Below are 11,963 nucleotides of genomic sequence, written 5' to 3'. Positions count from 1 at the left end.
AATACTGACTTCAAAACTACTAATGTAATTTTAAAGCTATTATCGTTCCAACAGAACGATAATGAATTGACTGTGCCAAGTCCGAAGACTTGATTGGTCACTCAGTTCATTGAAACCTAATTTGATACCGAAGTATCGAATTGGATTATCATCAACGAGTGCCCACACAGATTGATAGGTCTATATTGTTAAAGAGCTTTCCATCTGAGCTTCGCTCAAGTGGACGGCCATTTTAGCGAGTTAAAGTTTAGTGTCAATCACTTTTTTCAAACTTTCTTTCAAGCGTTTCCGCTTGGCTAAACTGACTTGCTAACTCAACCGCGTTTCTTTCGAAGCGTTGCCGTGTCAGCGAGGTGGCATTATAGAGATTGCGATCACATTGGCAAGCCCTTTTTCGTGTTTTTTTTGATTTTCTTATCGTTTGAGTGTTTTTTGCTCTAAAGAGTGAGTTTTTGCTATTCTTCTAACCAGATATCACCTGTAATAGCCCTTAACTAAGGAGAAAAGATGAGTTCTATTCGAAGTTATAAAGGCATACGCCCTCAACTAGGTGAACGTGTATACGTCGATTCAAGTTCTGTTTTAGTCGGTGATATCCGTATTGGCGACGATTCGAGTGTTTGGCCATTAGTTGCTGCACGAGGTGACGTAAACCATATACACATTGGTGAGCGCACTAACATCCAAGATGGCAGCGTTTTACACGTTACCCATAAGAACCTCGAAAACCCGAATGGCTACCCACTGCTCATTGGAAATGACGTCACTGTTGGGCACAAAGTGATGCTGCACGGCTGTAAAATTTATGATCGCGTGTTAGTTGGTATGGGTACAATTGTATTAGATGGCGCTGTGATCCAGTCAGATGTGATGATTGGTGCGGGTAGTCTGGTGCCTCCGGGTAAAACATTAGAGAGTGGTTATCTCTATGTCGGTAGCCCGGTAAAACAAGCTCGCCCTCTGTCTGACAAAGAACGAGCTTTCTTGCAAAAGTCTTCTGATAACTATGTGCAGAACAAAAATGACTACTTGCATGACGTCAAAGTGATTCGCTAATTACTCAATAATAATGTGGCCTTCCTGGTTGAAGGCTTCATCTTCGATTAGTTCTTCTGCTATTTCCTCAAGATCAAATCGGCAATCACCAAATGCACTAAGCGCCTGCTGCTCAGTTTCAATGATTGAACCGCTTATTTTCGCTAATTTGTGCTTTGTCACATAGCACTCAATCAATGCGCCCGATTGCTGCGCAGGAAAGCTTACCGATTGTGATGCTTCATCCCATGACTGTATGTCTGGGAATAAGATGGATTGATTCATCGCTTATTGACCTTCAAGGTTCTTTCTTAATTCTCTTAGAATTTGTTTTGCGCCAGGACGCAAGCCACGCCATAACATAAAGCTTTCAGCCGCCTGTCCGACCAACATCCCAAGACCATCATACGCATGAGCCGCACCATGTTCTTTTGCCCATTGGTTGAAGCTGGTCAAGCCCTTGCCATACATCATGTCATAGCTGGTGCTATTGGCTGCAAATATAGAGGAAGAGATAGCAGGCAGCTCACCACTTAAAGAAGCCGAAGTTGAGTTGATGATCACAGCATACTCTTCATCAATCGTATCCATCTCTTTTGCTGTCACTGGCCCATATGGTGCAAACAGTTCTGCTAGTCGTTGTGCTTTACTAAAGGTGCGGTTGGTAATGGTTAAAGAAGTCGGCTTCTGGTCAAGGAGCGGTTTAATCACACCACGAGCAGCACCACCAGCGCCGATGATCAGAATTCGCGCACCTTCCAATACGACTTGATGCTGAAGTAGGTCTTGTACCAGACCCGCACCGTCAGTGTTATCACCGATGATTTGACCGTCATCCAGCTTCTTAAGTGTGTTAACTGCACCAGCGAGTTGTGCCCGTTCAGTCAGGCGACTAGCAAACTTGTACGCGTCTTCTTTGAAAGGCAAGGTCACATTACATCCTTTACCGCCTTCAGCGAAAAACTCCTGCGCAGCGTCAATAAAACCGTCAACAGGGGCAGTTTCTGCGGTATACACCAGGGATTGATTGGTTTGGCGGGCAAACAGGGTGTGGATAAATGGTGACTTGCTGTGTCCGATAGGATTACCAAACACGGCATAACGATCTATTTGCTGAGTCATTTCCTTACCTTTATTCCTTACCTAAATATAGAGAAAACAGAGCCATCTGATTAGAGATGACCCTATCACTATCTATCCGAAGAGAAAAGGAGATTCCGAGCCTACCACTCACGCGGCTTTAAGTAACGTTCATAAAGCTCGGCTTCCGGCGAGCCCGCTTGTGGCTTATAGCCGTATTCCCAACGTGCCAACGGCGGCATTGACATCAAAATAGACTCGGTACGGCCGCCACTTTGCAGACCAAACAGCGTACCCCGGTCATAGACCAGATTGAACTCAACGTAGCGGCCACGGCGGTAAAGCTGAAACTCCCGCTCGCGCTCACCATATTCGATGTCTTGACGCCGAGAAACAATTGGCAGGTACGCTTGGCAGTAACCTTCACCAACCGCTTTAATGTAGTTGAAACACTTATCGAACTCCCACTGGTTTAGGTCATCAAAGAACAGACCGCCGATACCACGGGTTTCATTCCGGTGTGGCAGGAAGAAGTATTTATCACACCACGCTTTGTGCTCAGCATACACATCATCACCAAATGGGGCACAGATTGCTTTGGCTGTATCATGCCAATACTGGCAATCTTCTTCGAAGGGATAGAATGGCGTTAAATCGAAACCACCACCAAACCACCAAATTGGATCTTCACCCTCTTTCTCGGCAATAAAGAAACGCACGTTGGCATGCGAAGTTGGCACATACGGGTTGTTAGGATGGATCACCAAAGAGACACCCATCGCCTCAAAACGGCGACCAGCCAACTCCGGCCGATGCGCTGTTGCCGAGGCAGGCATCTCATTGCCTTCCACATGAGAGAAGTTCACCCCACCTTGCTCGAAGATATGCCCGTCACGCAGTACACGCGTGCGACCACCGCCCCCCAGGCGTTCACCCTTTTCACGCTGCCATGCATCTTCGACAAAGACGGCCTTTCCATCTTGTTGTTCTAACTGCTGACAAATGGAGTCCTGAAGCGACATCAGAAACTGCTTTACGGCATGCTTATCGATTGCTGACATAGATGTATTACCTGTTGATTGCTGACTAGCAGGGTTAGCCCTGTCTTAATATTTGCGAGGTTTTTGCATCACGAATTTCACTTGGTTTGTCACGGCCGCTGGTTTCACCACGTAAGATCGCCACCAGTTTATCACCCAGTTGCGATTCGACCTCTTCCGTTGTCATACACGGAGGTAAGCCAGAAAGATTCGCGCTGGTAGAGGTTAGCGGCTTTCCAAACGCATTACACATCTTTTGTACCAAAGGATGATCCGTCACACGGACAGCAATCGAATCAAACTGACCCGAAACCCAGCTTGAGACTTTGTCACTGGCAGGCATGATCCAAGTGTATGGGCCTGGCCACGTCGCATGAACTTTGTCTAACTGTGCTTGGGTCAGTTGAGATTCATCGATATAAGGCAGAAGCTGCTCGTAGTTTGCCGCAATAAGGATCAGCCCCTTCTCTACCGGGCGCTGTTTTAGCTCCAGCAACTTTTGAATCGCCTCAGGATTATCTGGATCACAGCCGACACCAAATACCCCCTCTGTTGGATAGGCAATTACTTCTCCTTTTTGTAGTGCTTCAAGCACCTGTTCAAAGTTATCCACCGATCACTTCCTGATAGTCTTATCTGTTGTGTTGGTACTAAGTGTACAAACATTCATTCTCAGAGACTAAAGCAATTTGTTTATAAAATGTATCAATACCATTCGCAAACGCACGCAAACGTTTGCTTGGGGTAAAAATCCCCGTATAATGCGCACAAATTTATCAGCTCACCTAATTTTGCAGCTTGAAGGAGTTTGAGATGAAAGTCGGTATCATCATGGGTTCTAAATCAGATTGGCCAACCATGAAACTAGCAGCAGACATGCTGGATCTATTTGGCGTGCCTTACGAAACAAAGGTGGTGTCAGCTCACCGTACTCCTCAATTGTTGGCTGATTACGCAAGCAGCGCAAAAGAGCGTGGTATCAAAGTGATCATCGCCGGTGCCGGTGGCGCCGCTCACCTACCAGGCATGGCTGCCGCATTTACTAGCGTACCAGTACTCGGGGTTCCAGTTCAGTCTCGCGCCCTAAAAGGGATGGACTCGCTACTGTCTATTGTGCAAATGCCCAAAGGTATTGCTGTAGGTACGCTAGCGATTGGCGAAGCAGGCGCAGCAAACGCGGGCATTCTAGCCGCACAAATCCTTGGTACTCATGATGAAGCAATCATGGCGAAAGTCGAAGCGTTCCGCAGCGAACAGACAGAAACGGTATTGGCGAACCCAAACCCTGCTGAGGACTAATCAGATGCATGTACTGGTTCTTGGTGCGGGTCAGCTGGCTCGAATGATGTCTCTGGCTGGTGCGCCACTGAATATTCAAATCTCTGCCTACGATGTTGGTAGCGGTAATATCGTTCACCCTTTAACTCAGCATGTTCTGGGGCACGGTTTAGATAACGCGATTGAACAAGTGGATGTGGTCACGGCTGAATTCGAACATATTCCTCACGAAGTACTCGACGTATGCGAAGCAAGCGGTAAGTTCCTGCCAAGCACACAAGCCATCAAGGCTGGCGGTGATCGCCGGCTTGAAAAAGCGCTGCTTGACAACGCAGGCGTGCGTAACGCGAAATACTATGTGATTAAAACGCGTGATGAATTTGACCAGGCAATTGAATACATTGGCATGCCAATGGTGCTGAAAAGCGCGCTTGGCGGTTACGATGGCAAAGGTCAATGGCGCTTAAAAGAGACTTCTCAAATCGACGCTATCTGGGCAGAAATGGCAGAGTGCATCGCAGCGACAGCAACTCAGGCAATCGTGGCAGAGGAATTTGTTCCTTTTAACCGCGAAGTCTCACTGGTTGGTGTACGTGGCAAAGATGGCAGTGTTGAGGTTTATCCACTGGCAGAAAACGTCCATACCAATGGTGTGTTGAGCCTTTCGACTGCGATTGATGCGCCTGAGTTACAAGAGCAAGCAAAGCAGATGTTCACTGCGGTAGCTGATAGCCTGAACTACGTCGGTGTACTTGCGCTGGAATTCTTCGATGTTGATGGTACTTTACTGGTCAATGAAATCGCTCCACGGGTACACAATTCCGGTCACTGGACCCAACAAGGCGCTGAAACCTGTCAGTTCGAAAATCACTTACGCGCGGTATGTGGCATGCCACTAGGCAGCACGAAACTGGTGCGTGCAACCTCAATGATTAACATCTTAGGTGAAGATACGCTGCCTGAAGCGTTACTGGCGATGGAGGGTTGCCATATTCACTGGTACGGTAAAGAAAAGCGTGCCGGTCGTAAGATGGGTCATATTAACCTGTGTGGTGATTATTCCGGGGAACTGACTCGTAAACTGTGTGCCCTGGCAGACGTTCTGGATGAAGAAACCTTCCCTGCAGTGCATGAATTTGCCAAACAGTGGCAAGTGTAAAAATGCGCCGTTAATGAATAGCAAAAGGGTCGCTGTGTGCGACCCTTTTTATTGTGTACTTACGTTTATTGCGCCTGAGTGTGCTGACACTTACGGTTTGCGCATTGCAGCTTCACGCCACTGGCCAGTTTCTTCTCGACCAGCAAGGTAAAGCCACATACTTCACAACGCCCTTTGACTGGCGGCAGGTTAACCGCAAACTTGCACTTAGGGTAGTTGTCGCAGGCGTAGAAGGTTTTACCAAAACGCGTTTTACGTTCCACCAAGTGTCCCTTACCACACTCCGGGCAAGCATGTGACTCTTTCGGTTGCTGTTCTGGCTCTGATTGATTGAGCGACTCAATATGATGACAAACCGGGTAGTTGCTGCACCCAACAAACATACCGTAGCGTCCCTGGCGCAATACCAACTCATTTCCGCAAGCAGGGCAAGGTACACCAAGCTCTTTCACGATGTGCCCATCGTTACTGCGTAGCGGTTTGATGAAATCACAGGCCGGGTACTGGTTACAGCCCAGAAATGACCCATGTTTGCCACGCTTGAGTATGAGAGCCCCGCCGCACTGTGGGCAAGGCTCATGCTCAAGTGCATGTTCGTGAGCCGAAAAAAGGCTGTGATCAATTTTACTACTCATACTGACCGATTCGCGTAAGACTTAATGAAGAATTCCCATTTCCTTGGTATACAGCAGCTCTTCCATCAGCGTATATGCATTTTCATTGCCCGGCACATTAAACAACACCATCAGGATTATCCATTTCAGATCCTCCAGTTCAAACTCGCTGGTTTCCAGCCCCATCACACGATCAATCACCATCTCTCGCGTTTCAGTAGTCAGCACATTCACCTGCTCAAGAAACATCAAAAAGCCACGACATTCCAGATCCAAACGCTGAATTTCCTGATCCGTATAAACGCGAGTCGATGAAGCAACACTGCACGATGAAATGGCAGAATGGGTGTCACTCTGCTGTAAGGCCGCCAAATCCTCTAACCAGACAAGGGCTTTATAGATATCATTTTGCTGGAAACCGGCACGCAACAACTCATCTTCCAGCTCGTCTTGATCAACTTGTAACTCTGCATCGCTATGGATGTAGGTTTCGAATAGATACATCAGTATATCCATCATCATAGCTAGCCCCTCCCCTTACGAATATAGCCACCTGAAACTGCAACAACATGCCCTGAAAGCTCAAGCTCCAAGAGCTGCATCATGACTTCCTGGACAGGTATATTGGTCCTGTTTGCAAGAATATCAACCGGTGTAGCCTCACTTCCTACGTTAGCTAACAGCTGAGGAAATGGCAATTCTTCTTCCTCAATTGAGGGAGAAAATAATTCTTGGCCCTGATTAACAGTCCAGTTAAGCAGTGATTGTATTTCATCCAGCACGTCTTGTGCCCCCTGCACCAGACATGCTCCATTGCGAATCAGTTGATTACCACCGCGAGCATTATCTGCGTTCAATGAACTCGGCAAAGCAAACACTTCACGCCCTTGCTCTGCCGCATAACGGGCGGTGATCAAAGAGCCGCTTTTCTCCGCCGCTTCAATCACCAGCACACCAAGCGATAAGCCACTGATGATCCGGTTGCGCCGGGGAAAGTTCTCAGCTCGCGGCTTAGCGTGTGGGCGAAACTCTGACACCAGAGCGCCGCTCTCCACGATACGCTCTGCCAAACCTCGATGCCGAGCCGGGTAAACTTCAGCCACACCTGAGCCCAGTACGGCTATCGTCTGGCCACGGCCTTGCAGGGCGCCGTCATGAGCATGGCCATCGACCCCAAGCGCCAGCCCGCTAGTGATCAGCAAATCATGCTGGACCAACTCGATGGCAAACTGACGTGCATGCTGGCGCCCGTCCACACTGGCATTACGGCTACCCACCAAGGCAATTTGTGGCAGTGACAAACATGAACAGACACCTTTAACAAACAGAACCGGCGGAGGTGCTGCAATTTCACGCAACAGCGGTGGGTACGCGGCATCAGCCAGTGTAATGATATGATGAAGTTTAGAAGCTGCTTGCCACTGCAAACACACATCTACCTCGTTATCCAGTGAAGACCAGCTCTTAAGCTGCTTGTCAGTTAAGCCCAAATGCCTCAACTGCTGCTGGGAGTAATTAACGATATTTTGCGGGCTATCCTTAGCCAACCACTGACTCAGGCGAACGCCGCCGACACCGGGCACGCAGCTGAGCTTCAGCCAGGCCGCTAGCTCAGCTTCATCAGAGGATGTCATTACCGGTTAGGTTCAACAGTGAGAGGAGAGACCAGCGATGTGGCCTTGCTGACAGGCTGGGTTGCCTGGGTGATCAGGCCAAGGCTGAAATACTCATAAGGTCTGATCACCAACAGCTCGCCCACTTTAAGTGATGGCAATGTAATGGGTTCCTCTGCGCCGAAGAGCCCACCCAGCCCCCCTTTTTCCGACAAAGAGGCCGAGCCTCCGGCTTGCATCAGATTAAACATACTGCCCTGCTGCAGGTTATCGTCGGCCCCGCGATCAATCACCACCACCTGATGAGTAGAACTGAACTGCATCCCCTCGATATTACCCAGCAGCCGCGCCGTGCTACCTTGCGGGGCCGGCAACGGGTAAAAGGTCGTCGTAACATCAAGGTTCTCCATTTCCAGCACAGGTAGTGCGACATCATTACGAACAATTTCCTGTAACTGAGTCGTCACCCTAAGGCCGGTATAATCTTTTGATTCTTCGACCAGCTCAGCTTTAGCGATTAAGCGTAATGCCGTGATATTCTGGGCCACATCTTCACGGGAAAACGTCTCAACTGAACGATAAATCCCCCATTGCAACGAGGTCTGTTGCCCGGAGATATACAGGATGTCTTGTGCGGTCAAATACTGACGCTCTTTGCTGCTACCGATCACTCTGGCGGCATTCTGTAACGTATCTTGGTGCACTAAGCGATCTGATTGAAGGTATGGTAGCACCAGTCCTTCCGCCACGGTCGTTACAGCCTGTCGGGCAATGACACGAGCCTGAGGGCTGAGCTTTTTCACCGGCTTCAAGCTCAATACCGGCTGGCCATTTCGCCATACCAGGGACAACTTGTCCCCCGGATAAATCAAGTGTGGATTATCAATCTCAGGATTAATCTGCCACAGACGTGGCCACAGCCAAGGACTGTCAAGGTACAGGGCAGAAATATCCCACAAGGTATCCCCTTTAACGACCACATAGCTGGCTGGAGCATCCCGTTTCACACTCAATGCCGGCTGAACACGCTCAGCCGCGGCAGCATAGCTGGTACACAGTAGCATCGACGTCATCGTCAATATGGCAGAAAATATACGATTCATGACCCGGTTCCTTGGTCTGTTCAGCGGCGATATAAGCGGAAATTGGTGCATGGATGCTGTCATTTAGGCTATAAAATGTCTAGAATTGACCCAACAAGGTTTGTGCTGTTTCGGCACAGTTCAATATTTCGAGTGAATATGTCTGTATTACAAGTATTAACATTCCCAGATGATCGCCTGCGTACCGTTGCAAAACCTGTAGAAGAGGTGACGCCTGAGATTCAAAAAATCGTCGATGACATGATTGAAACCATGTATGGCGAAGAAGGTATTGGCCTGGCTGCAACGCAGGTTGATATCCACAAACGTATCGTAGTGATTGATATTTCAGAAACTCGCGATGAGCCGATGGTGCTGATCAACCCTGAAATTCTGGAAAAGCGTGGCGAAGATGGCATCGAAGAAGGCTGTCTGTCAGTACCGGGTGCCCGCGCACTAGTACCTCGCTCTGCTGAAGTTACGGTTAAGGCACTAGATCGTGATGGCAAAGAATACACTTTCGACGCTGACGATCTGCTGGCGATTTGTGTTCAACACGAACTAGACCATCTAATGGGCAAACTGTTCGTTGATTACCTGTCGCCACTGAAGCGTAAGCGTATTCAGGACAAGCTCGCAAAAATCAAACGCTTTAACGAGAAACAGCAAAACGCTTAATCTCGATACAATTTAATCAGAAGGAAGCCTACCTTGAGTCAGTCTTTACGTATTGTCTTTGCAGGTACTCCGGATTTCGCCGCCCGTCACTTGGCGGCGTTGTTGTCTTCGGAGCACGAAGTGATCGCGGTTTACACTCAACCAGACCGTCCTGCTGGTCGTGGTAAGAAGCTTACTGCCAGCCCGGTAAAAACCATCGCGCTAGAGCACGACATTCCGGTATATCAGCCAGAAAACTTCAAATCAGACGAAGCGAAGCAACAGCTTGCGGATCTGAATGCCGATATCATGGTGGTTGTGGCTTACGGCCTGTTGCTGCCACAAGCAGTGCTAGACACACCTAAGCTGGGCTGTATCAACGTGCACGGTTCGATTCTGCCTCGCTGGCGTGGTGCAGCTCCTATCCAGCGCTCAATCTGGGCAGGAGATGCAGAAACAGGCGTCACCATCATGCAGATGGACATCGGCCTGGACACCGGTGACATGCTGAAAATCGCAACACTGCCGATTGACGCAACCGACACCAGCGCGTCGATGTACGAGAAGCTGGCAGAACTTGGTCCTGATGCTCTGATCAACTGCCTGGCCGATATCGCTGCAGGCACAGCGGTGCCGGTTAAGCAAGATGACGAACTAGCAAACTATGCGAAAAAGCTCAGCAAAGAAGAAGCGCGCATCGATTGGAATGACGACGCCGCACACATTGAACGTTGCGTTCGCGCGTTTAACCCATGGCCAATGAGCCACTTTAAAGCGGCTGAAAACAGCATCAAAGTGTGGCAAAGCCGCATTGCTGAGCAAACCAGCGATAAGCCTGCCGGTACCATTGTGCAAACGGATAAAACCGGTATTTATGTCGCGACAGGCAACGGCGTACTGGTGCTGGAACAACTGCAGGTTCCGGGCAAAAAAGCCATGTCAGTTCAAGATATCCTGAACTCACGTGCCGCCTGGTTTGAAGTGGGCACACAACTGGTTTAAACCAGCCAATTTATACGAACTTTCTGAGGGCAGAGATGCCCTCCTTTACTTTAAGGTACTCATCATGAATGTCCGCGCTGCGGCTGCCAACGTCCTGTATCTTGTCGTCGACAAGGGCCACTCACTATCAAGCGCGCTTCCGGCGGCTCAGCAAACGGTCCGCCCTCGTGACCATGCTCTGCTGCAAGAGATCTGTTACGGTGCGCTACGTTACCTGCCTCGTCTGGAAACCATCGCTAATCAGTTGATGGATAAGCCCCTCAAAGGCAAACAGCGGGTGTTCCACCATCTGATCCTGGTCGGCATTTACCAATTAAGCTTTATGCGTATTCCCGCGCACGCGGCAGTAGGTGAAACGGTTGAAGGCACCAAAGAGCTGAAAGGTCCTCGTCTACGTGGGCTGATCAACGCGGTATTGCGTAACTACCAACGCAACCAGGAAGAACTGGATCAAATGGCGGTGAGCCACAATGCGGGCAAATACGGCCATCCAAGCTGGTTACTGAAGCTGCTGCAAGAGGCGTATCCGCAGCAATGGGAAAGCATTGTTGAAGCGAACAACCAGAAAGCGCCGATGTGGCTGCGGGTCAACCATCAGCACCACTCTCGTGATGAATACCTGGCGCTACTCAAAAATGAAAACATTGATAGCACGCCACACAGTGAAGCCATGGACGCCCTAAAATTGGCCGCGCCCTGCGATGTAACCAAACTGCCTGGCTTTGAAAAAGGTTGGGTATCGGTGCAGGATGCCGCAGCGCAACTGTCAATTAACTACCTTGAACCCAAAGATGGCGAGCTGATCCTGGACTGCTGCGCTGCGCCTGGCGGTAAAACGGCGCACATTCTGGAGCGCACCTCCGGCAGTGAAGTGGTTGCGATTGACTGCGATGAGACACGTCTGAAACGCGTGCATGAAAACCTGAAGCGTCTCAACCTTCAGGCTAAAGTGGTTTGCGGCGATGCGCGTAATCCACAACAATGGTGGCAAGGTGGCCAATTTGACCGCATTTTGTTAGATGCACCGTGTTCAGCCACAGGCGTGATCCGTCGTCACCCAGACATCAAATGGCTGCGTCGTGCTGAAGACATTGCCGCCCTTGCTGAGCTCCAAAGCGAAATCTTTGATGCCATGTGGACGCAGTTAAAACCTGGCGGCACCATAGTTTACGCGACGTGTTCCATCACACCACAAGAAAACGTGGAACAAGTTAAAGCATTCTTAGCACGTACTGCGGATGCGCAATTAGTAGACTCGGATCCGGAACAGCCTGGTCGTCAAATTCTACCAGGCGAAGAAGATATGGACGGTTTCTACTACGCGGTGCTGACCAAAACAGCATAACGGTGTGACCAACAGGCGATCAACTTCTGTTCTGTCGCCTTTTTCAGATAACGAGAAA

General features: G+C 49.4%; 14 protein-coding genes. 6 read left to right on the top strand and 8 right to left on the bottom strand.

The genetic code is table 11. The features are described from left to right. Positions 1-507: 507 nt before the first annotated feature. Positions 508-1,056 carry a gamma carbonic anhydrase family protein gene (locus P2G85_RS15720; protein WP_275865008.1) on the top strand — a complete coding sequence of 183 codons (549 nt, stop codon included), beginning with the start codon at positions 508-510 and terminating at the stop codon, positions 1,054-1,056. Here the strand turns inward: P2G85_RS15720 and P2G85_RS15715 are convergent, their stop codons facing one another. The 4 genes from P2G85_RS15715 to P2G85_RS15700 form a co-directional block, all read right to left on the bottom strand. After that, positions 1,057-1,320 (bottom strand): DUF1488 domain-containing protein, encoded by a 264-nt coding sequence (locus tag P2G85_RS15715; RefSeq protein ID WP_275865007.1) that lies wholly within the window; start codon positions 1,318-1,320, stop codon positions 1,057-1,059. A 3-nt stretch (positions 1,321-1,323) separates the two neighbouring features. Beyond that, complete coding sequence (gene aroE / locus P2G85_RS15710; RefSeq protein ID WP_275865006.1) at positions 1,324-2,157, bottom strand: shikimate dehydrogenase; 834 nt, start codon at positions 2,155-2,157, stop codon at positions 1,324-1,326. A 101-nt stretch (positions 2,158-2,258) separates the two neighbouring features. Continuing rightward, the gene (gene hemF / locus P2G85_RS15705; protein ID WP_275865005.1) at positions 2,259-3,176 is read right to left on the bottom strand and encodes an oxygen-dependent coproporphyrinogen oxidase; all 918 of its coding nucleotides are present in this window, start codon (positions 3,174-3,176) and stop codon (positions 2,259-2,261) included. A gap of 34 nt (positions 3,177-3,210) precedes the next feature. Further along, positions 3,211-3,768: an L-threonylcarbamoyladenylate synthase gene (locus tag P2G85_RS15700; RefSeq protein WP_275865004.1), complete on the bottom strand. Its 558-nt coding sequence runs from the start codon at positions 3,766-3,768 to the stop codon at positions 3,211-3,213. Between the two features lie 200 nt (positions 3,769-3,968). Here P2G85_RS15700 and purE point away from each other — a divergent pair, with 200 nt between their 5' ends. Together purE and P2G85_RS15690 are read left to right on the top strand one after the other, a co-directional pair. Beyond that, a complete protein-coding gene (purE, locus tag P2G85_RS15695) occupies positions 3,969-4,454 on the top strand; it encodes a 5-(carboxyamino)imidazole ribonucleotide mutase (RefSeq protein WP_275865003.1) in 486 nt (161 codons plus the stop codon). A 4-nt stretch (positions 4,455-4,458) separates the two neighbouring features. Continuing rightward, complete coding sequence (locus P2G85_RS15690; protein ID WP_275865002.1) at positions 4,459-5,592, top strand: 5-(carboxyamino)imidazole ribonucleotide synthase; 1,134 nt, start codon at positions 4,459-4,461, stop codon at positions 5,590-5,592. Positions 5,593-5,657: 65 nt separating this feature from the next. Here P2G85_RS15690 and P2G85_RS15685 read toward each other — a convergent pair whose 3' ends face one another. From P2G85_RS15685 to P2G85_RS15670, 4 genes are read right to left on the bottom strand one after another with little or no spacing between them, the layout of a single operon-like run. Further along, complete coding sequence (locus tag P2G85_RS15685) at positions 5,658-6,227, bottom strand: topoisomerase DNA-binding C4 zinc finger domain-containing protein (protein ID WP_275865001.1); 570 nt, start codon at positions 6,225-6,227, stop codon at positions 5,658-5,660. Positions 6,228-6,248: 21 nt separating this feature from the next. Next, entirely contained in the window at positions 6,249-6,728 is a 480-nt protein-coding gene (locus tag P2G85_RS15680; protein WP_275865000.1) for a DUF494 family protein, read from the bottom strand. 2 nt (positions 6,729-6,730) lie between these two features. Beyond that, complete coding sequence (gene dprA, locus P2G85_RS15675; protein WP_275864999.1) at positions 6,731-7,840, bottom strand: DNA-processing protein DprA; 1,110 nt, start codon at positions 7,838-7,840, stop codon at positions 6,731-6,733. Continuing rightward, entirely contained in the window at positions 7,840-8,922 is a 1,083-nt protein-coding gene (locus P2G85_RS15670) for a LysM peptidoglycan-binding domain-containing protein (protein WP_275864998.1), read from the bottom strand. The genes dprA and P2G85_RS15670 overlap by 1 nt, the downstream gene beginning before the upstream one ends. 138 nt (positions 8,923-9,060) lie before the next feature. Here P2G85_RS15670 and def point away from each other — a divergent pair, with 138 nt between their 5' ends. From def to rsmB, 3 genes are all read left to right on the top strand, one after another. Next, on the top strand, positions 9,061-9,579 hold the full coding sequence (def, locus tag P2G85_RS15665; RefSeq protein WP_275864997.1) for a peptide deformylase: 519 nt from the start codon (positions 9,061-9,063) through the stop codon (positions 9,577-9,579). Positions 9,580-9,612: 33 nt separating this feature from the next. Beyond that, positions 9,613-10,560, top strand: a complete 948-nt coding sequence (gene fmt, locus P2G85_RS15660) for a methionyl-tRNA formyltransferase (RefSeq protein WP_275864996.1) — start codon at positions 9,613-9,615, stop codon at positions 10,558-10,560. Between the two features lie 64 nt (positions 10,561-10,624). Further along, positions 10,625-11,905 carry a 16S rRNA (cytosine(967)-C(5))-methyltransferase RsmB gene (gene rsmB, locus P2G85_RS15655; protein WP_275864995.1) on the top strand — a complete coding sequence of 427 codons (1,281 nt, stop codon included), beginning with the start codon at positions 10,625-10,627 and terminating at the stop codon, positions 11,903-11,905. Positions 11,906-11,963: the final 58 nt, after the last annotated feature.

Origin of the sequence: Vibrio sp. CAU 1672 (genome assembly GCF_029223195.1) — a bacterium.
Classification (GTDB): domain Bacteria; phylum Pseudomonadota; class Gammaproteobacteria; order Enterobacterales; family Vibrionaceae; genus Vibrio.
This window is presented reverse-complemented; position numbering and strand designations above follow the sequence as displayed.

Excerpts from the sequence above, each read along its gene's own strand:
- P2G85_RS15720 (WP_275865008.1), top strand. The coding sequence starts at position 508 with ATGAGTTCTATTCGAAGTTATAAAGGCATACGCCCTCAACTAGGTGAA.
- P2G85_RS15715 (WP_275865007.1), bottom strand. The coding sequence starts at position 1,320 with ATGAATCAATCCATCTTATTCCCAGACATACAGTCATGGGATGAAGCA.
- aroE (WP_275865006.1), bottom strand. The coding sequence starts at position 2,157 with ATGACTCAGCAAATAGATCGTTATGCCGTGTTTGGTAATCCTATCGGA.
- hemF (WP_275865005.1), bottom strand. The coding sequence starts at position 3,176 with ATGTCAGCAATCGATAAGCATGCCGTAAAGCAGTTTCTGATGTCGCTT.
- purE (WP_275865003.1), top strand. The coding sequence starts at position 3,969 with ATGAAAGTCGGTATCATCATGGGTTCTAAATCAGATTGGCCAACCATG.
- P2G85_RS15690 (WP_275865002.1), top strand. The coding sequence starts at position 4,459 with ATGCATGTACTGGTTCTTGGTGCGGGTCAGCTGGCTCGAATGATGTCT.
- P2G85_RS15685 (WP_275865001.1), bottom strand. The coding sequence starts at position 6,227 with ATGAGTAGTAAAATTGATCACAGCCTTTTTTCGGCTCACGAACATGCA.
- P2G85_RS15680 (WP_275865000.1), bottom strand. The coding sequence starts at position 6,728 with ATGATGATGGATATACTGATGTATCTATTCGAAACCTACATCCATAGC.
- dprA (WP_275864999.1), bottom strand. The coding sequence starts at position 7,840 with ATGACATCCTCTGATGAAGCTGAGCTAGCGGCCTGGCTGAAGCTCAGC.
- P2G85_RS15670 (WP_275864998.1), bottom strand. The coding sequence starts at position 8,922 with ATGAATCGTATATTTTCTGCCATATTGACGATGACGTCGATGCTACTG.
- def (WP_275864997.1), top strand. The coding sequence starts at position 9,061 with ATGTCTGTATTACAAGTATTAACATTCCCAGATGATCGCCTGCGTACC.
- rsmB (WP_275864995.1), top strand. The coding sequence starts at position 10,625 with ATGAATGTCCGCGCTGCGGCTGCCAACGTCCTGTATCTTGTCGTCGAC.